The organism is Phenylobacterium montanum, from assembly GCF_018135625.1.
Classification (GTDB): Bacteria; Pseudomonadota; Alphaproteobacteria; order Caulobacterales; family Caulobacteraceae; genus Poindextera; species Poindextera montana.
The window spans coordinates 3,627,342-3,650,336 of the sequence record NZ_CP073078.1; the positions used below are offsets into that span (position 1 = coordinate 3,627,342).

Here is a 22,995-nt window from a genome sequence, read left to right on the forward strand (position 1 = left end):
GCATCGGCCATGGTCCGCTATAATCCGCAAGAGTCGGAACCCAGGTGGCGCAAGGCCTGGGCCGACGCCGACATCTTTCGCGCGGGGCCGATCGATGCGTCCGACCCGCGGCCGAAATACTACATCCTGGAGATGTTCCCCTATCCCTCGGGGCGCATCCACATGGGCCACGTGCGGAACTATAGCCTGGGCGACGTGATCGCCCGCTTCAAGCGCGCCCGCGGCTTCAACGTGCTGCACCCCATGGGCTGGGACGCCTTCGGACTGCCGGCCGAGAATGCGGCCATGGAGCGCGGGGTCAGCCCCCGGGACTGGACCTATCAGAACATCGACGCCATGCGCGATGAGCTGAAGCGGCTGGGCCTGTCGATCGACTGGTCGCGCGAGTTCGCCACCTGCGATCCCGAATATTACGGCCAGCAGCAGGCCTGGTTCATCGACCTGTGGAAGCGCGGCCTGGTCTATCGCCGCGAGGGCATGGTCAATTGGGACCCGGTCGACATGACCGTCCTGGCCAACGAGCAGGTGATCGACGGCCGCGGCTGGCGCTCCGGCGCAGTGGTGGAGAAGCGCAAGCTGAACCAGTGGTTCCTGCGCATCACCGACTATGCCGACGACCTCTTGGAAGGCCTGAAGACCCTGGATCGCTGGCCGGACAAGGTGCGGCTGATGCAGGAGAACTGGATCGGCAAGTCCAGCGGCCTGAAGATGACGTGGGCGTTCTCGGGCGCCGCGCCGGCGGGTTTCGAGGGCGGGATCGAGGTCTACACCACCCGGCCCGACACCCTGTTCGGGGCCAGCTTCGTGGCCGTCTCGGCCGACCATCCGCTGGCGGCGGCCCTGGCCGCGGCCGACCCCCGGGTCGACGCCTTCGTCCACGAATGCCGCCGTGGCGGCACGTCGGAGGCCGAGATCGAGTCGGCCGAAAAGCTGGGCTGGGACACCGGCCTGACAGTGACCCATCCGTTCGACCCAAACTGGAAGGTCCCGGTGTGGATCGCCAATTTCGTGCTGATGGACTACGGCACGGGCGCCATCTTCGGCTGCCCGGCCCACGACCAGCGCGACCTGGACTTCGTGCGCAAGTACGGCCTGCCGGTGAAGCCGGTGGTGCTGCCACCAGGCGCCGATCCCGTGGCCTTCGAGGTCGGCAAGGAAGCCTATGTCGGCCCGGGTCGGATCTATAATTCCGGCTTCCTGGACGGACTGGAGATCGAGGCGGCCAAGCAGGCGGCCATCGCCCGCATCGAGGCCCAAGGGCATGGCCAGGGCGCCACCGTCTATCGCCTGCGCGACTGGGGCATCGCCCGCCAGCGCGGCTGGGGCTGCCCGGTGCCGATCGTCCATTGCCCGGCCTGCGGCCCCGTGGCGGTTCCCAAGGACCAGTTGCCGGTGCGCCTGCCCGACGACCTGGACTTCAGCCGCCCGGGCAACGCCCTGGCGCGGCATCCGACCTGGAAGCACACGGTCTGCCCGACCTGCGGAACCGCGGCCGAGCGCGAGACCGACACGCTGGACACCTTCGTCGACTCGAGCTGGTACTTCGCCCGCTTCACCGCGCCGGACGCGGCGGAGCCGATCGACAGGGCCGCCGCCGATTACTGGATGCCGGTCGACCAGTATATCGGCGGCATCGAGCACGCCGTGTTGCACCTGCTCTACGCCCGCTTCGTCACCCGGGCCCTGGCCGACGAGGGCATGTTGAAGGCGAAGGAGCCCTTCACCGGCCTGTTCACCCAAGGCATGCTGACCCACGAGACCTATCGCCGGCAGAACGGCGACTGGGTCGAGCCGTCCGAGATCGAGATCACCGCGGAAGGCGCCACGCGTCGAGCGATCCTGATCGACAGCGGCGAGCCGGTGGTGATCGGCGACACCGAAAAGATGTCGAAGTCGAAGAAGAACACCGTCACGCCCAGCGTGATCTTCGACGACTATGGCGTCGACGCCGCGCGGCTGTTCGTGATGTCGGACTCCCCGCCGGACCGCGACGTGCAATGGACCACCGGCGGCATCGAAGGCGCATGGCGTTTCGTCAACCGGGTGTGGAACGAGTTCGACAGCCAGCCCCCCGGCGTCGCGCCCGCGGATACCGCCGCCGACCCCAAGGCGCACGAGCTGGTGCGGGCCACCCACCGCCTGACCGCGGCGGTGACCGAGGCCATCGACGGCTTCCGCTTCAACAGCGGCATCGCCCGGCTGTACGAATTCCTGAACACCCTCAAAACCTTGCCCGCCGAGGGCGCGAGCCCGGCGGTGCTGGCGGCGCGGCAGGAGGCCCTGTCGACCCTGGCGCGGCTGATCGCGCCCTTCACCCCGCACCTGGCCGAAAGCTGCTGGGAGCGGCTGGGCGAGACCGGCCTGGCCGTCGCAGCGCCCTGGCCGAGCTTCGACCCCGCCCTGGTCGCCCGCGACGAGGTGGTGCTGCCGGTGCAGATCAACGGCAAGCGCCGCGCTGAGATTCGCGCCCCCGCGGGCAGCCCCGAGGCCGAGGTCGAGAAGATCGCCCTGGCGGACGAGGCGGTTCGCAGCCATCTTGAGGGCGTGACCGTGCGCAAGGTGATCGTGGTCAAGGACCGCATCGTCAATATCGTGGTGGGATGAGCCGCATGAGCCCCAGCCTGGCCAGGATCGCTGTCGCGGGCGCAGCGCTCGCCGTCGCGACCGGCCTGTCGGGCTGCGGCTTCACCCCGCTCTACGCTGCCCCGGGCGTCACGGCCGGCTTGTCCTCGATCGAGGTCAATGTCGAGCATGGGCGCACCGCCTTCCTCCTGGCCCAGGACCTGGAAGACAGCCTGGCGCGCGACCGCTCGAGCCCGGCGGCCTATCGCCTGGACCTGCGGGTGCAGGAGCACCAGTACCCCCGCGGCCTGGTGGTCAGCGGTATCGCCACCCGCTACGAGACCCACGTCACCGTCACCTATCGCCTGATCGAGCTTTCCAGCGGCCAGGTGATCAAGACCGGGGTCGAGCCGGTTGAGGTCAGCTACGCGGCCACCGCCCAGCCCTACGCCGAGGTCTCGGCCCAGGAGGACGCCGAGGTGCGCGCCGCCAATGAGGCCGCCGACCGGCTACGCGTGACCCTGGCGGTGTTCTTCGCCGGTCGGAACCGGCCGGCCGGCTGACGTGATCATCAGTCGCCGCGCCGACGTCGAGCGGTTCCTGGGCGCCCCGCCCGCCAACATCCGCGCCGCGGTGATCCACGGCCGCGACCGCGGCGGGGTGCGCGAGCGGGCCGACGGCCTGGCCAAAAAGATCGTTGAACGGCCCGACGACCCCTTCGACGTCGCCCTCCTGACTGAATCCGACATCGACAGCGACGCCGCTCGCCTGGGCGACGAATTGACCGCCCAGTCCATGCTGGGCGGGCGGCGGCTGGTGCGGGTCAAGCTGACCGGCGAGAAGGCCTCGGTCGACCGCGCCCTCAGCGAGGCGATGAAGGTCCACCTGGAGGGCGGCTACAACCCGGACGCCTTCTTCCTGGTCGAGGCCGGAGCCCTGGGCCGCGACTCCGCCTTGCGCAAGGTGGGCGAGAAGGGAGAGGCCTGCGCGGTCATCCCTTGCTACGAGGACGAGGTCGGCGACGTGGCCCGCCTGGTGCGCGAGAGCCTGGCCAAGGACAAGGTCGGGCTGAACGGCGAGGCCCTGGAGCTGTTCGTCGGCCGCCTACCGCATGAGCGCGGGGTGGCGCGGCAGGAGATCGAGCGCCTGGCCCTCTACCTCGGCCCGGGCTCCGGCGCGATCGCCACGCCAGACGACCTGAAGCCCTATCTGGGGGTCGAGCCGGAAAGCTCCCTGGCCGACGCGGCCCAGGATGCCTTCGGCGGCAAACTGCAGGCGGCTTATCAGGGCCTGAGGCGCGCCGCGGCCGAGGGCGAGGGCGGCCCTGCGGCCGTGCGCGCCATTGGCCTGCATCTCGCCCGTCTGCGCCGCACCCTGAGCCTGACCAGAAACGGCGCCGGCCTCGCTGAAGCCGCCAAGGCCTCGGGCGTGTTCTGGAAGAATGAGCGCGAATTCCTGCGCCAGGCCCGCGCCTGGAGCCTGGATCATCTGGACCTGCTGCAGCCCGAAGTGCTCGAAGCCGACCGCCTGTGCAAACAGACCGGCTCCCCCGACACCCTGATCGCCGAGCGCCTGGCGCTGAGCATCGCCGGCCGGGCGCGGCGGCTGGGGTTGTAGGGCGGGCGCGTTGCAGCTTTAACGGCGATATGAGCCGGCTCCTCACCCGTTTCGCCCTCGGCCTCGTCGCCCTGACCCTCACGGCCGCCGCAGCGCAACCCGATCCTGTGGTCGAGACCGGCGACGTCAGCCGCTTCTACAGCCTCTACGACGCCACCGGCGGCCATCCGACGGCCGAGCAGCTGCAGGCCTATATCGATGGCGGCTCGGAGGGCCTGCGCCAGCTGGCGCGGCTGCGGCGGGTCACCGGCGCAGCCATGGCCGACGCCATGGGCAAGCGGCCGGAGATCTATGTAGGCGCCAGGCGCTGCGCGGCGGTGCTGCCGCGCGTGCGCACGCGCCTGCTGGCCTCATTCCGCAAGCTGGGCGAGCTCTATCCCGAGGCCCGCTTCCCGCCCATGACCATCGCCGTCGGCCGCGGCAAGCCGGTGGCGATCGGCAGCCCGGTCAACGGCGTCCAGGTTGGCCTGGAGGCCCTCTGCGCCGCCGACACCCTGGGGTCCGATCCCGAGGAGCGGTTCGTGCACGTGATCGCTCACGAATACGCCCATACCCAGCAGAACCGGGCTCTGGTCGACGACGAACACCCGACCGTGTTGGAGATGTCGATCATCGAGGGCGTGGCCGAATTCGTCGCCGAGCTGACCTCCGGCAGCGTGAGCAACACCGGCCTGGCCGCCCGGGCGAAAGGGCGGGAACTGGAGATCGAGACCGCCTTCGTCCCCGACGAGGACAAGACCGACATCTCCAAATGGCTCTACAACGGCCTCGGCACGCAGCAGTGGCCCGGCGACCTCGGCTATTGGGTCGGCTACCGCATCGCCAAGGCCTACTACCTGCATGCGCCCGACAAGCGCCAGGCGCTGAAAGAAATCCTTGAGATGAACGACCCCAAGGCCTTCCTGGCCAAGAGCGGCTGGCATCCGGGGATCAAGCTGGACTGAGCCGGCGCTACCCCGCCCGAGTCAGGCGCTGGCAGAGGTCGTCGAGCTGTTCCAGGGTGGCGTAGGCGATACGCAGTTCGCCGGCTCCCCCGCGGTCGATGATCTCGACGTCGAGGCCCAGGATATCGGCCAGGTCTTCCTCCAGCGCGCGGGTGTCGGCGTCCTTGGGCGCGGCGACGGCGGGTTTGGCCGCATTGCGGGGCCTGGCCTCGCCGCCCTGGGCCTTTCGGGCCAGGGACTCGGTCTCGCGCACGTTCAGGCCGCGGGCGATCACCTCCCGGGCCAGACCGGCCGGATCCGGCGCGGTGATCAGGGCGCGGGCGTGGCCGCTGGTCAGGCGGCCGGCGCGCAGTTCGAGCTGCACGGCCTCGGGCAGGCTGAGCAGCCGCAAGGCGTTGGCCACGTGGCTGCGGCTTTTGCCGACGTTCTGCGCCACCGCGTCCTGGGTGCGGCCGAACCGCTCCATCAGGGCCTTGTAGCCCATAGCCTCTTCCACCGCGTTCAGGTCGGCGCGCTGGACGTTCTCGATGATGGCGATCTCGAGCGCCGCCAGGTCGTCCAACTCGCGCACCACCACCGGCATCTGGTAGAGCCCGGCCTTCTGCGCCGCGCGCCAACGCCGCTCGCCGGCGACGATCTGGTATTCGCCGGCCGAATCCGGCATCGGCCGCACCAGGATCGGCTGCAGGACGCCTTTTTCCCGGATCGAGGCGGCCAATTCCTCGATATCGGCCTCGACAAAGTCGCGCCGCGGCTGGTCGGGGTTGCGGTGCAGAAGCTCGATCGGAACCTCGCGCACGCCGGCCTGCGGCGCCGCGCCTTCACCGCTGACGGCGGCCTCGGCCTGCTCGTCCAGAAGGGCCGACAGCCCGCGCCCCAGTCCCCTACGGTATTCCGCCATCATTTTATCCAATCAATTCCAAGGCTCAGGCGGCCGTCGCCCGCCGCGCCCGCTCGCGCCCCACCACTTCGCGCGCCAGCTTGAGATAGGCCTGGCTGCCCGAGCAGTTCAGATCATAGACCAGCACCGGCTTGCCGAACGAGGGCGCCTCGGAGACGCGCACATTGCGGGGGATCATGGTCTCGTAGACCTTGTCGCCGAAATGGCTGCGAACATCCTGGGCCACCTGGTCCGACAGGCGGTTGCGCCGGTCGTACATGGTCAGCACCACGCCCTGGATCTCCAGCTTGGGATTCAGGCTGGCGCGCACCAGCTCGACCGTGCGCATCAGCTGGGTAAGGCCTTCCAGGGCGAAGAACTCACATTGCAGCGGCACCAGCACCGCGTCCGCCGCCGCCATGGCGTTGACGGTCAAAAGGTTCAGCGACGGCGGGCAGTCGATCAGGATGTAGGTGTAGGGGCTGCCGCCGGGTGTCTGGCGCACGGCGTTGATCGCATCGCGCAGGCGGAACGAGCGGCGCTGGGCCTGGGCCAGCTCCAGCTCGACGCCGGAAAGGTCCGGGTCCGCCGGCACCAGCCACAGGCCGGGCAGGGCCGAGGGCGCGGCGGCGTCGGCCAAGGGCGCGCCGTTGACGATCACGTCGTAAGCGGTGGTCTTGCGCTTGCCGCGGGGCATGCCGAGGCCGGTGGAGGCGTTGCCTTGCGGGTCCATATCGATGATCAGGACCTTCTCGCCCACCGCGGCCAGCGCTGTGCCGAGGTTGATCGCCGTGGTGGTCTTGCCGACACCGCCCTTCTGGTTCGACACCGAAAGCACGCGTAGGGCCGGGTATGACCGGGGTTCGGAATCAGGCACGGGAGACCTTCTTGATTTCGACGATACGGCCGAGAGTATGGCTGAGACTGGGGGTTAGATGCGACTCGAATTTCCAAGATTTTGAGGCTTCTGCCAGCTCAACCTCAACATCTTGTCCCTTGAGGAACAGCCCTACCGCTCCGCGCTTGAGGTAGGGCCGGGCGTAGTCCAAAAGTCTGACCAGGGGCGCGACGGCGCGGGCGGTGACCACATCGACCTTCAGCGTCACATCCTCGGCGCGGGCGTTGTGCACGGTTGCGGGCAGGGCGAGCTCGCGCACCACTTCGCTGAGGAACCGGCAGCGCTTGGCCATGCTTTCAATCAGATGCACCTGGGCGCCCTCTCGCCCCTTGAGCAGGCAGGCCAGCACGATCCCGGGAAAGCCTGCCCCGGCGCCGAGATCGGCGAAAGTCAGGGCCTCCGGCGCCACGCGCAATAGCTGGGCGCTGTCCAGCACGTGGCGGCTCCAGAACTCGGCCTGGGCCGAGGGGCCGACCAAGTTCATGCGCTGGTTCCAGTCGAACAGCAGCGCTTCGAATCGCACCAGGTCGGCGACCTGAGCGTCGGTGGCCCCGAAGGCCGCCTGGAACCCAGCGGGACCGTAAGCCTGAGGGATGGCCATCGGGCTCTGGCCCGGATTCGCCTCAAGCGGCGCGGGCGCGACGGACATGGGCGAGCAGGGCGGTGATGGCGCCGGGGGTGACGCCCTCGATGCGGCCGGCCTGGCCGAGGGTCAGGGGACGGACGGCGGCGAGCTTTTCCCGCGCCTCGAACGAGAGGCCGCCGACCGCGGCATAGTCCAGGTCGGCGGGCAGCCGCAGGTCCTCGTCGCGGCGGAAGGCGGCGACGTCGGCGGCCTGGCGGTCCAGATAGCCGGCATAGCCCGCTTCGATCTCGACTTGCTCGCGCACCGCAGCCGGCCAGGCGCCGATCTCTGGCCAGACCCGGGCCAGGTCGTCGATGTCGATGTCGGGATAGGCGAGGAGCTGCATCAGGTCGCGGCGCTGGCCGTCGGCGTTGACCTTGAAACCGGCCTTGACCGCCTCGGCCGGGGTCAAGGTCAGGGCGTGGGCCCTGGCGCGAGCGGCGTCCAGAGCCTCAGCCTTTCCAGCAAAGGCGCGGGCGCGTTCGGCACCGACCAGGCCCAGCTCGACGCCGCGAGCGGTCAGGCGCTGATCGGCGTTGTCGGCGCGCAGGGTCAGGCGGAACTCGGCCCGGCTGGTGAACATGCGATAGGGTTCGGTGACGCCACGTGTAACGAGGTCGTCGATCATCACCCCGATATAGGCCTCGTCGCGGGCGAAGCTGGCCGGATCGGCGCCCGAAGCGGCCCGGGCTGCGTTGAGGCCGGCGACCAGGCCCTGCGCCCCGGCCTCTTCATAGCCGGTGGTGCCGTTGATCTGGCCGGCGAGATAGAGGCCGGGCAGGCGCTTGACCTCAAGGCTAGGCAAGAGTTCGCGCGGATCGACATAGTCGTATTCGATCGCATAGCCGTAACGGCGCACGACCACATCTTCGAGGCCGGGGATGGTGCGCAGGAACAGGTCCTGGGTCGCCTCCGACACCGAGGTCGAGATGCCGTTGGGATAGACAGTGTCGTCGTCCAGGCCCTCGGGCTCGAGAAAGATCTGATGGCTGTTCCGGTCGGCGAAGCGCACCACCTTGTCCTCGATCGAGGGGCAATAGCGCGGCCCGCGGCCCTGGATGCGACCGCCATAGACCGCGGATTCGTCCAGCCGGTCAGCGATGATCCGGTGGGTCTCTTCCGTGGTGGCGGTCACCCCGCACTGGATCTGTGCCCGCTCAATGCGATCGGTCAGGAACGAGAAGGGGGTCGGGTCAACATCGCCCGGCTGCATTTCCAGCCGGTCCCAGGCGATCGACTTACCGTCCAGCCGGGCCGGCGTCCCGGTCTTCAGCCGGCCCATGGAAAGACCCAGGCTGTAGAGCCGGTCTGACAGGCCGACCGCCGGCGCCTCGCCGGCCCGGCCGGCGGGGATGCGGTTTTCGCCGAGGTGGATCAGGCCCTTGAGGAAGGTGCCGGTGGTCAGCACCACCCGGCCGGCGTTCCACGTGCGACCGTCGGCGGCAGAAACGCCGACCACCCGGCCGTTCTCGACGATCAGATCCTCGACCGCCGCCGCCTCGACCGTCAGGTTCGGCTGGGCGGCCAGGGCGGTTTGCATAGCCTGGCGGTAGAGCTTGCGGTCGATCTGGGCGCGGGGGCCGCGCACGGCCGGGCCCTTGGAGCGGTTCAGCAGGCGGAACTGGATGCCGGCCTGGTCCGCCAGCCGGCCCATCAGCCCGTCCAACGCGTCGATCTCCCGCACCAGATGCCCCTTGCCCAGGCCGCCGATAGCCGGGTTACAGGACATCTCGCCGATGGTTTCCAGCTTGTGGGTCAGCAGCAAGGTGCGCGCGCCGACGCGCGCCGACGCGGCGGCGGCTTCGCATCCGGCGTGACCGCCGCCGATGACAATGACATCCCAAACGGGCGAGGACATGAACTCAATATGGGGTTGGCCCGGCAGGCAGCCGGGGCTGGGCGGAGCCAGGACTTATACGGAAGCCCGGCCGCCGCGTCGAGGCGCCGGCCCTGGGGGTAACGGGGATGTTTCACGTGAAACATCGCCGCACACTGTGAATCCTAGGCCCTCATCGAGGCTTGGCCTTGGCTCTTCACGCGGAGTGGGACGAGTCGCGGTTTTGCGCCGCTTCACGTGAAACTCACTTACCGATGCAGAACCGGGCAAACACCAGATCCAGCACATCCTCAGCGTCAATCCGGCCACCGATCCTGGCCAGACAGCGGGCGGCAAGCCGGACATCTTCGGCCGCCAACTCCACCGCTAACCCGCCATCGAGTTCGGCCAGGGCCCGGCGCAGGTGGGCTTCCGCCGCCTCCAGGTCCCGGCGGTGACGAGCCCGCGTCGCCGCCGGGAACTCAGCGCCGGCCAAGGCCTTCACCACCCGAACGGACAATCGTTCCGACATCGCTTGAAAGCCGGCGCCGGTGGATAGGGACAGGGCATGCGTCTCCATCCCATGCTCTTCCGCCCAGGCTCGGGCCGTCGCACCGCTTGAGCCCTGCGGCAGATCGGCTTTGTTGAGCACCAGCAGGTCGCCCGGCTTGGCCCACTCCACCACCGCCCACCAGGCCTCATCCGCCGCCGCGCTGTCCACCACCAGCAGTCTGAGATCGGCCCCGACCGCACGATCGGCGGCGCGCCGTACGCCCTCGGCTTCGATCGGATCTTCCGAATGGCGCAGGCCCGCCGTGTCGGCGACGGTGACCCGGTAGCCCGCCAGGTTCAGCACCACCTCGATCACGTCTCTTGTGGTGCCGGGCGTGGCGGTGACGATCGCCCGATCCGAGCCGGCGAGGGCGTTCAGCAGGCTGGACTTGCCGGCGTTGGGCGCGCCGATCAGGGCGATACGAAAACCTTCGCGCACGCGCTGACCCCGGCTGGAGTCGGCCAGAGCGTCCGCGAGTTGCTCGGCGACCCGGGCGATCGGCGCTCGCGCCTGCTCGGCCACCGCCTCGGGCACCTCCTCATCGGGAAAATCCACGGCCGCCTCGAGGCTGGCCAGGGCGTCGATCAGGCCCTCGCGCCAGGCCGTGTGCCGCGCCGACAACTCGCCATCCAGCTGGCCCAGGGCCTGGCGCCGCTGGGCCTCGGTCTCGGCGTCTACCAGGTCGGCGACAGCCTCGGCCTGGGCCAGGTCCAGGCGGCCGTGCTCGAAGGCCCGGCGCGTGAATTCGCCCGGCTCGGCCAAGCGCAGGCCCATCGCCAGCAAAGTCTCGATGACCGCCTCGGTCACTGCCGCGCCGCCATGAAGATGCAGCTCGGCGCTGTCTTCGCCCGTGAAGCTCGCGGGGCCGGGGAGCCAGAGCACCAGGGCCTGGTCCAGCACCGCGCCGTCCGAAGGTCGGCGAAGGGCGCGCAAGGACGCCCGCCGCGGGCTCAGTCGCCCCGGGGCCAGCGCCCACAATGTTTCACGTGAAACAGGCCCCGAGATGCGGATCACCGCGACCGCCGCGCGGCCCGCGGCCGTGGCTGGGGCGAAGATGGTGTCGCTCATGAAATCCGGCGGTGGTCAGCCCTTGGCGGCGCCGGTCGCGGCCATCATCAGCTTGCGGAACTGTTCCTGGGCCATGCCGCCGAAAGCCATCCAGTTCTTCATCAGCTCCTCGGGCTGCAGGGCGGCCATGTTCTCCTTCAGCCGCACCTGCATCTCGCTGACCAACTGCTCGTTGAGGGCGGTGACGTCCGGCAGGCCGAGAAAGGCGCGCGCCTCCTCGGGCGTACATTCGACATTGACCGTCGCCTTCATGGCCATCTCCACTCCGACCCGGCAAATCACCGGGGCCACAACTTTGTTATGAGCCTTTCCGGCCCCCAGGCGCTAGAGGCTTTACGAAACCCCATATCCAGAACGCACCCTTCGCCGCCCCCAAGGACGCCCGAGAAAGCCTATGACCCAGAATCGCCTTACCGTCACCACGCCAGCCGGCTCTTTCGGCGCCTATGTCGCCCGGCCGTCCGCCGCCAAAGCCCCGGCGGTCGTGGTTATCCAGGAAATCTTTGGGGTCAACGCGGTCATGCGCGGCATCTGCGATGACCTCGCCGGCCAGGGTTACCTTGCCATTTGCCCGGATCTTTTCTGGCGCATCGAGCCCGGGATCGACATCACCGACCAGAGCGATGCGGAGTGGAAGAAGGCCTTTGAGCTCTACAACGCGTTCAATGTGGACGCCGGCGTCGAGGATATCGCCGCCACCATCGACCTGATCCGCGCCGATAAGCAATGCTCGGCGAAGGTCGGGGCGGTCGGCTTCTGCCTGGGCGGGCTCCTGGCCTTCCTCACCGCGACCCGCACGGACAGCGACGGCAGCGTCGCCTACTATGGCGTCGGCATCGACAAATACCTTGGCGAAGCCGACCGGTTGACCCGCCCGCTCATGCTGCACATCGCGGAGGAAGACCAGTTCGTGCCCAAGGCGGCCCAGGCTTTGATCATCGATGGACTGAAGAACCGGGCCCAGGTTACGATCCACACCTATCCCGGCCGCGACCACGCCTTCGCCCGCAAGGGCGGCGAGCACTACGACGAGGTCGATGCGCAGACCGCCAACCAGCGCACAGCCACCTTCTTCAAATCGGCTCTGGCATGAGCCGCCGTTTCACGTGAAACATGGCCCAACCCGGCGCAGCTGCGTCAGGCGTCCAATCCGTCGACTGATAAGGAGTGACCCATGCTGGCGATCCAGGCGAGCAGGCCCGGCGGACCGGAGGTATTGGAGGCGATCGACCTCGCCGAATCCGCCCCCGGACCCGGTCAGATCCTGGTCCGCCACAAGGCGATCGGCATCAACTTCATCGACACCTATCACCGCTCCGGTCTCTATCCGATCAAGTATCCGGCCGTGCTAGGGCAAGAGGCCTCGGGTGTGGTCGAGGCGGTGGGCGAGGGGGTGACGCGGTTCAAGGTCGGCGACCGGGCCGCCTATGGCACGGGGCCGCTCGGCGCCTACGCTGAGGCGCATCTGGTCCCGGCCGACCGGGCGGTGAAGATTCCGGAGGCGGTCAGCTTCGAGACCGCGGCCGCGATCATGCTCAAGGGCATGACGGTCGAGTTCCTGATCCGCCGCTGCCACACGGTGCTCTCGGGCGAGACCATCGTTGTCCACGCCGCTGCCGGCGGGGTCGGCACGCTGATGACCCAGTGGGCTGCCACCCTGGGGGCCCATGTGATCGGCACGGTCGGTTCCGCGGCCAAGGCGGAATTGGCCAAGGCGCACGGCTGCCAGCACGTGATCCTTTACCGCGAGGAAGACGTCGCCGCCCGGGTGCGCGAGATCACGGGCGGCAAGGGCGTGCCCGTGGTCTATGACGGGGTGGGGGCCGCGACCTTTGAAGCCAGCCTGGCCAGCCTGGGCCGGCGCGGCATGCTGGTAAGCTTCGGCAACGCCTCAGGCCCCGCCCCCGCGATCGAGCCTGCCCGGCTGGCCCGCGGCGGCTCCCTGTTCCTGACCCGCCCGACCTTGTTCGACTATGTCGCCACGACCCCAGAGCTCGACGCCAGCGCGGCGGCAGTGTTCGAGGTCGTAGCCTCGGGCCAGGTCAAGGTCGAGATCGGCCAGACCTTCTCGCTGAAGGATGCCCGGCGGGCGCACGAAGCGCTGGAGAGCCGGGAGACGTCGGGCGCGAGTTTGCTGCTGCCGTAGAAAATCCTTCTCCCCTTGCGGGAGAAGGGGGGGGCCCGCGGCGAAGCCGTGGGAGGATGAGGGGTCTCACCAGCGCATCCGATAGAGCAACGCCGCGGCGCAGAATGGATGGAGAGGTCAGCGCGACCCCTCATCCTCCCACCCGCTGCGCGGGCGGGGGCCCCTCCTTCCCCCGCAAGGGGTAAGGCAGTCAGGTATTCATCGACTGGAAGAAGTCGGCGTTGTTCTTGCTTTGCCGCAGCTTGTCGATCAGGAATTCGATGGCGTCCTGCGGCCCCATCGGGTTGAGGATACGGCGCAGAACGTAGGTCTTCTGCAGAATATCCTTCGGCGTAATCAGTTCTTCCTTGCGGGTGCCCGACTTCAGGATGTCGATGGCCGGGAAGATACGCTTGTCGGCGACCTTGCGGTCGAGGATGATTTCCGAGTTACCGGTGCCCTTGAACTCTTCGAAGATTACTTCGTCCATCCGCGAGCCGGTCTCGATCAGGGCGGTGGCGATGATGGTCAGCGAGCCGCCTTCCTCCACGTTGCGCGCCGCGCCGAAGAAGCGCTTGGGCCGCTGCAGAGCATTGGCGTCGACGCCGCCGGTCAGCACCTTGCCGGAAGAGGGGACCACGGTGTTGTAGGCGCGGCCGAGGCGAGTGACCGAATCGAGGAGAATGATCACATCGCGCTTGTGCTCGACCAGGCGCTTGGCCTTTTCGATCACCATCTCAGCGACCTGCACGTGGCGGGTGGCCGGCTCGTCGAAGGTCGAGGAGATCACCTCGCCCTTCACCGTGCGCTGCATGTCGGTGACTTCTTCCGGCCGCTCGTCGATCAGCAGCACGATCAGATAGGCTTCCGGGTGGTTGGCGGCGATCGACTTGGCGATGTTCTGCAGCATCACCGTCTTGCCCACCCGCGGCGGCGCCACGATCAGGCAGCGCTGGCCCTTGCCGAGCGGGGAGACGATATCGATGATCCGGCCCGAGCGGTCCTTCAGGGTCGGATCCTCGATCTCCATGGTCAGCCGCTCTTCGGGATAGAGCGGGGTCAGGTTGTCGAAGGCGACCTTGTGGCGGACGTTCTCCGGGCTCTCGAAATTGACCTGGTCGACCTTGACCAGGGCGAAATAGCGCTCGCCTTCGCGCGGCGAGCGGATGCCGCCGTCGACCGTATCACCAGTGCGCAGGCCGAATTTGCGGATCTGCGAGGGGGAGACATAGATGTCGTCCGGGCCGGCCAGATAGTTGGCTTCCGGGCTGCGCAGGAAGCCGAAGCCGTCCTGCACGACTTCCAGAGTGCCGCTGCCGCTGACCTCGACGCCTTCCTCGGCCAGGGCCTTGAGGATGGCGAACATCATGTCCTGCTTGAGCATTGAGTTGGCGTTCTCGATCTCCAGCGCTTCGGCGAAGGCCACCAGATCGGCGGAGGACTTCTCCTTCAGCTGCTGTAGCGACATGCGCGTCAGCCCCATGGCGGCGATGGCCTGGCTGGCGGCGGAGGGCCCGTCCTCGGCCCCGTTTTCGCCACCGTCCGGGCCTTCGCCCAGAATGTCGGCGGCTTCGGGATCGATCAGGGTGTCGATAGTTTCGTCTTGCATGGATAGTACTCAGTTCCTGGATCGCTCACGCGATCATGCGGACCCCGGAGAAGGGCCCAACGGTTGGTCTGTCGCGCCGGAGATGTTGAATATCCGGCGCCGATGGGGAGGTTCGGACCTTGCGGCGTCACGGAAGGACGCGGGTCCGACAGGAGAAGGGCGGCGCGGTTTGGAACCTTGCCTCGCCCCAAGCGGAACCACATGCCGAAGGTCAGGTCAAGCAGAGCGTGAGCCGAGGGGGCGCCGCCTCAGCTGTGGATTCCGCCGAACTTGGTGGTCACCGACAGCACGATGATGATGGCCAGGACGAACGGAATCTCGTTGGTCATGCGCCAGAAGCGCTCGGAGCGCTGGTTGCGGCCATTGGCGAAATCGCGCCGCGCCCGGGCTAGAAAGCCGTGCCAGCTGAACAGCACAACCAGCGCCGCGATCTTGGTCAGCGCCCACGGGCTGAGCCAGAAGTGGGGACCCATCAGGCCGGCGTCAAGCCAGGCCAAGGTTCCACCGAATATCACCGCCATGATCATGGCCGGATTGATGATCATGCGGAGCAGCTTCAGCTCCATGATCTTGAAGGTTTCGTCCATCTCCGAGCCCGGCGTGGCCTTGCAGTGATAAACATAGAGCCGCGGCAGATAGAGCATGCCGGCCATCCAGGCGATCACCGCCAGGATGTGCAGGCCCCGGATCAACTCGAACGGCTCGCCTCTCAACGCACGATCTCCACGACTCGGCCAGGGCACTGGCCATAACAGGCTTCGCACTGGTGCGGGGCGCCGGGGCTGACGCCGACCGGCTGGTTCAAGCAGCCGACCACCAGATCGGCCAGGCCGCCGATGAAAGCCTCGTGCAGCCCAAGGGCCGGGACGCGAACATAAGGCCTGCAGCCCTCCTGCTCCGCCAGAACGGCATAGTCGTGATCCAGCTCGACCAGGGTCTCAATATGCTCCGAAACGAAGGCGATCGGGGTGACGATCACGCCCAGGCCTTCCCTGGCCGCCTGACCGATCGCCTCGGCGGTGGAGGGGCCGATCCACTTCAGCGGCCCGACCCGGCTCTGGTAGCAGACCTGCCAGTCCCACTCGCCGCCCAAGCACTGAACCACCGCTGCGGCGGTCGCCTCGACCTGGGACTGGTAGGGGTCGCCCGCCTCGATCACCTTTTCCGGCAGGCCGTGGGCGGAGAACAGCAACCGCAACTTTTCCGGACGCCCGGCGGCTTCGAAGGCGCCCAGGATCCGCTGGGCGTGAGCCTCGACAAGGCCCTTCTGGGTCGGATAGCAGCAGATCGCCCGCACCCGGCCCGATCCGCGATAGGCCGCCCTCCAAGCCTTCAGCGACGAGGCCGTAGTGGTGGTGGAATACTGCGGGTACAGCGGCAGCAGCACCACCTCGTCCGGTTCGAACTCCGCAACCTCGCGGGCGGCGGCGGCGGTGAAAGGGCGCCAGTAGCGCATGGCGATGAAGGTCTTGACCCTACAGCTCGGAGCCTGGGTGGCGAGCAGGGCCTGCAGGGCGCCGGCCTGGGCCTCGGTCTCAGGCAAGAGGGGCGAGGCCCCGCCCATCCGCGCATAGTTGGCCTTGGCCGAGGCCTGGCGCAGCCAGGAGATCATCAGGGCCAGAGGATAGCGCACCAGGGCCGGGACCTGGATGATCGCGGGATCGGCGAACAGGTTGAACAGGAACGGGCGCACCGCCGAGGGCCGGTCGGGTCCGCCCAGGTTGAACAGGACCACCGCCACCCGCCGCGCCGGCCCGGCGTCCCGCGCCATCAGGCTCTCCGCCATCCGGTGACCCTGGCCAGCACCTGCTCCACATGCCGTATCGGCGTATCCGGCAAGATACCGTGGCCCAGATTGAACACATAGGGCCCATCGCCCCATTGCTGCAGCAGCTGATCGACACGGCGATCCAAGCCATCGCCCCCAGCGCGCAGAAGCAAGGGATCGAGCGCGCCCTGGATCGTCAGCGAGCGCTGCAGGCTCTGGCCCATGGCCGCGCTGGCCTGCACGTCCAGCCCGACGGCGTTCACCCCCGCGCCGGCCGCATAGCCGGTCAGCAGGGATCCGGCGCCACGGGGAAAGCCGATCACCGGTACGGTGACGCCGGCGGCCCTCAAGCCCTGGACAATACGGGCGTGCGGACGGGTGACGATGCGCTCGAACAGGTCTTCGGGGATATTCTCGGCCCAGGATTCGAACAGTTGCAGGGCCTGGGCCCCGGCCTCCACCTGCATGGTCAAGTAGCGAATAGTGGCCTGGACCAGCACTTCGATCAGGGCGTCGAGATCGTCCGGCTTTTCGAAGGCGTAGCTTCTGGCCCGGGTCCGATCGCTGCTGCGCCCTTCGATCATGTAGGTCGCCACAGTCCAGGGCGCACCGGCGAAACCGATCAGGGCCCGCTCCGGCTCCAGCACCGCCCGCACGCGGGACAAGGTCTCGCCCACGGCTGAAAGCCGGCCCGCCGCGGCCTCGACTTCGCCCGCCAGGCGTTCGATGGGCGGAAGTTCGCCCAGCCTTGGCCCCTCGCCGGCCTCGAACCACACCTCCTGGCCCAGGGCTTGGGGCAGGAGCAGGATGTCGGCGAACACGATGGACGCGTCGAACGGGAAGCGGCGCATGGGCTGCAGAGTCGCCTCGGCGGCCATTTCCGGATCGAGGCAGAAGCTGATGAAGTCCTTGGCCCGGGTCCTCAGCTCGCGATATTCCGGCAGGTAGCGCCCAGCCTGACGCATGAACCACACCGGCGGCCGGTCGGTCACCTCGCCCGCGAGCGCCCCTAGGAAACGCGATTCAGCCCTGCTCGCCTGCCCGGTCATACCCGGTCTTAAAGCCCGGACAGCCCTTGGGCTCAAGCCCCGTACGGCCCCTTAATCTCTTAAAGAAATATTAATGAGAAAGAGGAGGAAGAGGTATGGCCAGGGACAAGCGTGGATAACCGAGTCGCACCGAATCCGATCTGCGGCCATACCGCGCGCTGGCCGCGGATTTCCACCAGGCCTCCCGGGGCTGTGGAAAACGGGGATGACCGCCAGGCCACCGAATTTCTTAATGAAAGGTTAAATCCTGTCTGGGCGCCGGTCTGGGGAGAGGGGATTGGCGCCCCGGCGGGGGAAATGTGACATCCCCATGACAGTTTGTCGCACCGCGCCTGGGGACGGCGGCGACCACAATCGGCAAACTGTCCCGAACGTCCTTGGCAAAGCGGCCGCGACCGGCTTTTCTCGTTAACAACTCGTTAATCCGACCACCGCTCGTTAAGCATTCATTAACCGATGCTCCACAGGGGCTTTCGACCACACATGATCCTGACCGAACCCCTGACCCCAAATCCCTTGCTTCAGAGCGGCCGATGAGCGCCTCGCGTTTCGCCACCTATTTCCATGTCCATCTCGTCTCCGATTCCACCGGCGAGACCCTGAACGCCCTGGCCCGGGCGGTCTGCGCCCGGTTCGACGATGTTCTGCCCATCGAACACATCTACGCGCTGGTTCGTTCCGAGCGGCAGCTCGAACGGGTGCTGCTGGAGATCGCCGGCGCGCCGGGGGTGGTGCTGCACACCATCGTCGACCGCAACCTGCGCGCCCGGCTGGAAGCGGGCTGCCGCGAGCTGGACATGACCTGCGTGGCGGCGCTGGACCCGCTGGTGGCGGCCCTGGGCCGCTATCTCGGCGCCTCGCTCTCGACCCGGGTCGGGGTGCAGCACGCCCTGGACAACGACTATTTCAACCGTATGGACGCCTTGAACTACGCTATCGGCCATGACGACGGGCAGGGAACCGACGACCTGGAAAGCGCCGACGTCGTGCTGGTGGGCGTCAGCCGCACCTCCAAGACCCCAACTTGCATCTACCTGGCCCACCGCGGGGTGCGCGCGGCCAATGTGCCCCTGGTGCCGGGGGCCGAGCCGCCGCCGAACCTGACCCGGTTGAAGCGGCCGGTGGTGATCGGGCTGACAGTCTCCCCAGACCGACTGATCCAGATCCGCCGCAATCGCCTGCTGAACCTCAGGGAGGAGCGCGAAAGCAGCTATATCGAGATCGAGTCGGTGCGCGAGGAGATCGTCAAGGCGCGACGGATGTTCGAGCGCCAGGGCTGGCCGGTGATCGACGTCACCCGCCGCTCGGTGGAGGAGACCGCCGCCCAGGTGATCAATGTGATCAATTCCGGCGGCGGGCAGATCGAGGTCCTGTCTTGAAGCCAGTGGTGCTCGCGTCCCAGAGCCAATCCCGCGCCGCCCTCCTGTCCGCGGCCGGGGTCGTGTTCTCCAAGGTCAGCTCCGGCGTCGACGAGGACGCCATAAAGCAGCGCATGCTGGCTGAATGCGCAGGGCCGAAGGCGATCGCCGAGGCCCTCGGCGAGGCCAAGGCCGTGGCAGTGTCGAACAAGACGACCGGCCTCGTCATCGGCGCGGATCAGACCCTGGACCTGGCCGGCGAGCTGTTCGACAAGGCGGCCAATGTGGACGAGGCCCGCCAAAGGCTGGTCGCCATGCGCGGCCGCACCCACCAGCTGCATGGCGGCCTGGTCGTGGCCGAGGAGGGGCGGGTGGTCTGGCGACACGCTGAAAGCTCGACCCTGACCATGCGCGACTTTTCCGACGCCTTCCTCGACGCCTACCTGGCGCGACACGGCCAGGCGGTCTTGTCCTCGGTCGGCTGCTATCATCTCGAGGGCGCCGGGGCGCAGCTGTTCGAGCGCATCGAGGGCGACTATTTCGCCATTCTGGGCCTGCCGCTCCTGCCGCTCCTGGCCTTCCTGCGCGAGCAGGGCGCGATCGCGTCATGAGCGGGATCTCCGGCGCCACCCGCCTCGCTGCCGTGGTCGGGCGGCCGGTCCGGCATTCGCTCAGCCCCCTGATCCACAACGCCTGGCTGGCCGCAGCCGGGATCGACGGCGCCTATCTGGCCTTGAGCCCCAGCGAGGAAGGGTTCCCGCACCTGGTCGAGGGCCTGCGCGGCTCGTCCCTGGCCGGGATCAACGTCACCTTGCCGTTCAAGGAGGCGGCGCTCGCCGCCGCCGACGTGGCGAGCACGCGCGCGCAACTGGCGGGAGCCGCAAACCTCCTGCTGTTCGCCGAGGACGGCTCGGTCCAGGCAGACAATACCGACGGCCAGGGCCTCCTGGGCGCCTTCGCCAGCCAGGCGTCGGGCTTCGATCCGGCAGCGGCGCCGGTCGTGATCCTGGGCGCGGGCGGGGCTGCGCGCGGGGCGGCGGCCGCTTTTGTCCTGGCCGGCGCGCCCAAGGTCCGGCTGGTCAATCGCACCAAGGGGCGGGCCGAAGCCATAGCTCACGCCCTGGGCGAAGCGGTGTCCGCCCACGCCTGGTCGGAACTGCCCGGCCTGTTGGACGACGCCGGCGCCCTGGTCAACGCCACCTCGCTCGGCCTCGAGGGGCAGGCGCCGTTGGAGATCGAGCTGGACCCGTTGCCGGCTTCCGCGCCGGTGATGGACATGGTCTATCGGCCCCTTACCACGCGCCTGCTGGAGGATGCGGCGGGCGCCGGCCATCCGGTGGTCGACGGGCTGGAGATGCTGATCCTGCAGGCCGCGCCGTCGTTCGAAGCCTTTTTCGGCCAGGCGCCGCCCGCGGGGGTCGACGTGCGCGCCTTGGCCCTCGCCGCCCTGGAGCAGGATGCATGATCGTCGTCGGCCTCACCGGCTCCATCGGCATGGGCAAGTCGACCACCGCGGCCATGTTCGCCGAGGCTGGCGCCCCGGTCTATGACGCCGACGCCGCCGTCCACGCCCTCTACGCGCCAGGGGGCGCGGCGGTGGCCCCGATCGAGGCGGCCTTTCCCGGCGTGATCAAGGACGGGGCGGTGGACCGTACAGCGCTTGGCCAGCGTGTCCTGGGCGATGAGGCGGCGATGAAGCGGCTGGAGGCCATCGTCCACCCGCTGGTGGGGGCCAGCCGCGGCGGCTTCTTCGAAAAGGCCCGCGCCGACGGCGCCGAGGTGGTGGTGCTGGACATCCCCCTGCTGTTCGAGACCGGCGGCGAGCGCAATGTCGATGCGGTGGTGGTGGTCTCCGCCCCGGCCGACCTCCAGCGCGAACGGGTTCTGGCCCGCCCGGGGATGGCGCCGGAAAAGCTGGACGCCATCCTCGCCCGCCAGAAGCCCGATGCGGAAAAACGCGCCCGGGCCGACTTCGTCATCGAGACCGGCCAGGGGTTGGAAGCCGCCCGAGCTCAGGTGGCCGAGGTGCTCGCGGCGCTGAAATCGCCCACATGGCGTTCAAGGCGAGCCCTTGAAGCCGGCGGCGAAGCGTCCCAATGATCATGGGATGTTGCGCGAAATCGTCCTCGACACCGAAACCACCGGCCTCGACCCGAAGACCGGCCACCGGCTGATCGAAGTCGGCTGTATCGAGCTGGTGGATTACCTGCCCACCGGCCGGACCTTCCATAAGTACATCCACCCCGACCGCGAAATCGATCCCGAGGCCGAGCGGGTGCATGGCATCTCCCTGGCCTTCCTGGCCGACAAGCCGCGCTTTCACCAGCCGGAGGTCTGCGACGCGCTGCTGGAATTCATCGGGGATGCGAGCCTCGTCGCGCACAACGCCGGCTTCGACCGTGGCTTCATCAATCACGAGCTGAAGCGGGCGAACCGACCGATCCTCGAAGAGTCGCGCTGGATCGACTCCCTGCCCCTGGCCCAGAAGAAATTCCCGGGCATGTACAATTCGCTGGATGCGCTCTGCAAGCGGTTCAAGATCTCGCTGGCGGACCGCACCAAGCATGGCGCCCTGCTGGACGCCCAGCTGCTGGCCGGAGTCTATCTCGAGCTGCGCGGCGGCAAGGAGCGGGGCTTGGACCTGGCGCCCCAGCAGGCCCAGCGCCGGACCACGGCCGGCCCGACGAGCGTCGCCGCCGTCAGCCACGGCCCGCGGCCTCGTCCGCTCGCCCCGCGCTCCACCGAGGAGGAGCGCGCGGCGCACGAGGCCTTCATCAAGGGAACCATCAAGTCCGGCGCGATCTGGGCGCGCTGGGGGGTGGCGGTGGAATAGTACGGGTCAGGCCTGCCCGACCGGCTGGCCGCCCAACTGGGCCTGACGCGCCGTATAGACCGCCACGAAGTCGATCGGGTCGATCATGAACGGCGGGAACCCGCCCTCGCTGGTCAGGTCCGAAATCATTCGCCGGGCGTAGGGGAACAGGTAGCGCGGGCATTCGATCAGCAGCACCGGCTCCAGCTCGGTCTCCGGAACGCCGGTGATCTGGAACAGGCCGCCATAGACCAGTTCGACCTGGAACACGGTTTCGGCCGTGCCCTTGGCGGTGGCGTTCAGCTTCAGGTCGACCTCGTAGAGACCGTCCGGCCGCGCCCTCGCGTTCATCTCGACGCCGAGCTCGATCTGCGGCTGGACCCCGCCGGCGCGCAGCGATTCCGGCGCGCGCGGGTTCTCGAACGACAGATCGCGGATGAACTGGGCGAGAACGCGCATGCCCGGGCCTTCGGCGGGGGCGGCGGCCGGGGTTTCGGTGTCGGTCATGAAAGGGACAGTTCCATATGGCTTGACGCACCGCAAACCGGGCGGCGCGCCTTGGAGGCATGAAGCGGGGCTGCTATCACGCGCACGAACGCGGCGCAACGCGGCGCCTGACGCGGCGCGAGGCGCGGATTATATAGAACCCAGTCCGTCGGGCGTTGGCTTCGCTCGCGACGGGCGCTGACTCGGTATCGCCGTGCAAGTCTTGGAACTGCTCATCCTGGCCGTGCTGGCCGCCGTGGTGCTCTACCAGCTCTACGCTGTGCTGGGCCGGCGCGTCGGGCGCCAGCCCGAGGATGGCCTGACCGCGCCGGTGCACCGCGTCGGCGCGCCGGCGGCGCCGCAGCCGGAGGCCGAGGCCGAGCCGCAGCCGGCGGGTGTCGCCGCCATCCGCGCCCGCGACGCCAGCTTCGACATCGGACGATTCCTCGACGGCGCCCGCATCGCCTACGAGACCATCGTCAAGGCCTTCGCCGAGGGCGACCGCGAAACCCTTCGCCGCCTGGTCTCAGAGGAGGTGTTCGCCCGCTTCGACCCCGTGATCGCGGCCCGCGCAGCCGAGAACCGCCACGAGACGGTCGAGTTCGTGCACCCCGCCCGCACCGACCTTGATTTCGCCGAGGTGGTCGGCGACCTGGCCCGGGCCAAGGTGCGCTTCCTTGCGGAGCTGCGCAGCCGCACCCATGGACCCGAAGGCGAGGCTGTGGACGAGCGCCGCACCGCCGAGATCTGGACCTTCGAGCGCTATTTCACCAGCCGCGACCCCAACTGGACCCTGGTCCGCGTCGACGCCGCGGAGGCGTGAGC

Annotated in this window: 23 protein-coding genes; 12 read left to right on the forward strand and 11 right to left on the reverse strand. The window is 68.4% G+C overall.

The genetic code is table 11. From position 1 onward, the window contains the following. Positions 1 to 9: 9 nt before the first annotated feature. From leuS to KCG34_RS16345, 4 genes are read left to right on the forward strand one after another with little or no spacing between them, the layout of a single operon-like run. Positions 10 to 2,604, forward strand: coding sequence for a leucine--tRNA ligase (gene leuS, locus KCG34_RS16330; protein WP_211936690.1), 2,595 nt, complete (start codon positions 10 to 12; stop codon positions 2,602 to 2,604). Positions 2,605 to 2,609: 5 nt separating this feature from the next. After that, positions 2,610 to 3,125, forward strand: a complete 516-nt coding sequence (lptE, locus tag KCG34_RS16335; protein WP_211936691.1) for an LPS assembly lipoprotein LptE — start codon at positions 2,610 to 2,612, stop codon at positions 3,123 to 3,125. 1 nt (position 3,126) lies between these two features. After that, complete coding sequence (holA, locus tag KCG34_RS16340) at positions 3,127 to 4,179, forward strand: DNA polymerase III subunit delta (protein ID WP_211936692.1); 1,053 nt, start codon at positions 3,127 to 3,129, stop codon at positions 4,177 to 4,179. Between the two features lie 29 nt (positions 4,180 to 4,208). Next, the gene (locus KCG34_RS16345) at positions 4,209 to 5,123 is read left to right on the forward strand and encodes a DUF2268 domain-containing putative Zn-dependent protease (RefSeq protein WP_211936693.1); all 915 of its coding nucleotides are present in this window, start codon (positions 4,209 to 4,211) and stop codon (positions 5,121 to 5,123) included. Positions 5,124 to 5,130: 7 nt separating this feature from the next. Here KCG34_RS16345 and KCG34_RS16350 read toward each other — a convergent pair whose 3' ends face one another. The 6 genes from KCG34_RS16350 to KCG34_RS16375 all read right to left on the reverse strand — a co-directional run bounded on the left by KCG34_RS16350 (position 5,131) and on the right by KCG34_RS16375 (position 11,215). Continuing rightward, positions 5,131 to 6,024 (reverse strand): ParB/RepB/Spo0J family partition protein, encoded by an 894-nt coding sequence (locus tag KCG34_RS16350; RefSeq protein WP_211936694.1) that lies wholly within the window; start codon positions 6,022 to 6,024, stop codon positions 5,131 to 5,133. 25 nt (positions 6,025 to 6,049) lie between these two features. Then, positions 6,050 to 6,880: a ParA family protein gene (locus KCG34_RS16355; protein WP_211936695.1), complete on the reverse strand. Its 831-nt coding sequence runs from the start codon at positions 6,878 to 6,880 to the stop codon at positions 6,050 to 6,052. Then, complete coding sequence (gene rsmG, locus KCG34_RS16360; protein WP_211936696.1) at positions 6,873 to 7,502, reverse strand: 16S rRNA (guanine(527)-N(7))-methyltransferase RsmG; 630 nt, start codon at positions 7,500 to 7,502, stop codon at positions 6,873 to 6,875. Before rsmG ends, KCG34_RS16355 begins: the two co-directional genes overlap by 8 nt. Before the next feature lie 22 nt (positions 7,503 to 7,524). Further along, positions 7,525 to 9,384, reverse strand: coding sequence for a tRNA uridine-5-carboxymethylaminomethyl(34) synthesis enzyme MnmG (gene mnmG, locus KCG34_RS16365; protein ID WP_211936697.1), 1,860 nt, complete (start codon positions 9,382 to 9,384; stop codon positions 7,525 to 7,527). Between the two features lie 223 nt (positions 9,385 to 9,607). Then, positions 9,608 to 10,963 carry a tRNA uridine-5-carboxymethylaminomethyl(34) synthesis GTPase MnmE gene (gene mnmE / locus KCG34_RS16370; RefSeq protein ID WP_211936698.1) on the reverse strand — a complete coding sequence of 452 codons (1,356 nt, stop codon included), beginning with the start codon at positions 10,961 to 10,963 and terminating at the stop codon, positions 9,608 to 9,610. A 15-nt stretch (positions 10,964 to 10,978) separates the two neighbouring features. Further along, positions 10,979 to 11,215 (reverse strand): DUF6489 family protein, encoded by a 237-nt coding sequence (locus KCG34_RS16375; protein WP_211936699.1) that lies wholly within the window; start codon positions 11,213 to 11,215, stop codon positions 10,979 to 10,981. Positions 11,216 to 11,357: 142 nt separating this feature from the next. On the opposite strand from KCG34_RS16375, the gene KCG34_RS16380 reads away from it, so the two are divergent. Then, positions 11,358 to 12,056 (forward strand): dienelactone hydrolase family protein, encoded by a 699-nt coding sequence (locus tag KCG34_RS16380; RefSeq protein WP_211936700.1) that lies wholly within the window; start codon positions 11,358 to 11,360, stop codon positions 12,054 to 12,056. 81 nt (positions 12,057 to 12,137) lie between these two features. Further along, entirely contained in the window at positions 12,138 to 13,109 is a 972-nt protein-coding gene (locus tag KCG34_RS16385) for a quinone oxidoreductase family protein (protein WP_211936701.1), read from the forward strand. 190 nt (positions 13,110 to 13,299) lie between these two features. Here KCG34_RS16385 and rho read toward each other — a convergent pair whose 3' ends face one another. The 4 genes from rho to hemE all read right to left on the reverse strand — a co-directional run bounded on the left by rho (position 13,300) and on the right by hemE (position 17,514). Continuing rightward, entirely contained in the window at positions 13,300 to 14,697 is a 1,398-nt protein-coding gene (gene rho / locus KCG34_RS16390) for a transcription termination factor Rho (RefSeq protein WP_211936702.1), read from the reverse strand. A 248-nt stretch (positions 14,698 to 14,945) separates the two neighbouring features. Continuing rightward, positions 14,946 to 15,350, reverse strand: coding sequence for a CopD family protein (locus KCG34_RS16395; RefSeq protein ID WP_211940857.1), 405 nt, complete (start codon positions 15,348 to 15,350; stop codon positions 14,946 to 14,948). A 56-nt stretch (positions 15,351 to 15,406) separates the two neighbouring features. After that, positions 15,407 to 16,468, reverse strand: coding sequence for a ferrochelatase (gene hemH, locus KCG34_RS16400; protein ID WP_367576004.1), 1,062 nt, complete (start codon positions 16,466 to 16,468; stop codon positions 15,407 to 15,409). After that, on the reverse strand, positions 16,468 to 17,514 hold the full coding sequence (gene hemE / locus KCG34_RS16405; RefSeq protein ID WP_211936704.1) for a uroporphyrinogen decarboxylase: 1,047 nt from the start codon (positions 17,512 to 17,514) through the stop codon (positions 16,468 to 16,470). Before hemE ends, hemH begins: the two co-directional genes overlap by 1 nt. A gap of 533 nt (positions 17,515 to 18,047) precedes the next feature. On the opposite strand from hemE, the gene KCG34_RS16410 reads away from it, so the two are divergent. The 5 genes from KCG34_RS16410 to dnaQ are packed head-to-tail and all read left to right on the forward strand — an operon-like array spanning position 18,048 to position 21,705. Continuing rightward, positions 18,048 to 18,893, forward strand: a complete 846-nt coding sequence (locus KCG34_RS16410; protein WP_211936705.1) for a pyruvate, water dikinase regulatory protein — start codon at positions 18,048 to 18,050, stop codon at positions 18,891 to 18,893. Further along, entirely contained in the window at positions 18,890 to 19,483 is a 594-nt protein-coding gene (locus KCG34_RS16415) for a Maf family protein (protein ID WP_211936706.1), read from the forward strand. The genes KCG34_RS16410 and KCG34_RS16415 overlap by 4 nt, the downstream gene beginning before the upstream one ends. Next, positions 19,480 to 20,337 (forward strand): shikimate dehydrogenase, encoded by an 858-nt coding sequence (aroE, locus tag KCG34_RS16420; RefSeq protein WP_211936707.1) that lies wholly within the window; start codon positions 19,480 to 19,482, stop codon positions 20,335 to 20,337. Before KCG34_RS16415 ends, aroE begins: the two co-directional genes overlap by 4 nt. Further along, on the forward strand, positions 20,334 to 20,972 hold the full coding sequence (gene coaE / locus KCG34_RS16425; protein WP_211936708.1) for a dephospho-CoA kinase: 639 nt from the start codon (positions 20,334 to 20,336) through the stop codon (positions 20,970 to 20,972). Before aroE ends, coaE begins: the two co-directional genes overlap by 4 nt. Positions 20,973 to 20,979: 7 nt before the next feature. After that, on the forward strand, positions 20,980 to 21,705 hold the full coding sequence (gene dnaQ / locus KCG34_RS16430) for a DNA polymerase III subunit epsilon (RefSeq protein ID WP_211936709.1): 726 nt from the start codon (positions 20,980 to 20,982) through the stop codon (positions 21,703 to 21,705). A gap of 6 nt (positions 21,706 to 21,711) precedes the next feature. On the opposite strand, the gene secB is transcribed toward dnaQ, so the two are convergent. Beyond that, complete coding sequence (secB, locus tag KCG34_RS16435) at positions 21,712 to 22,191, reverse strand: protein-export chaperone SecB (protein WP_211936710.1); 480 nt, start codon at positions 22,189 to 22,191, stop codon at positions 21,712 to 21,714. Positions 22,192 to 22,384: 193 nt separating this feature from the next. Here secB and timA point away from each other — a divergent pair, with 193 nt between their 5' ends. After that, complete coding sequence (gene timA, locus KCG34_RS16440; RefSeq protein ID WP_249138053.1) at positions 22,385 to 22,993, forward strand: TIM44-related membrane protein TimA; 609 nt, start codon at positions 22,385 to 22,387, stop codon at positions 22,991 to 22,993. Positions 22,994 to 22,995: the final 2 nt, after the last annotated feature.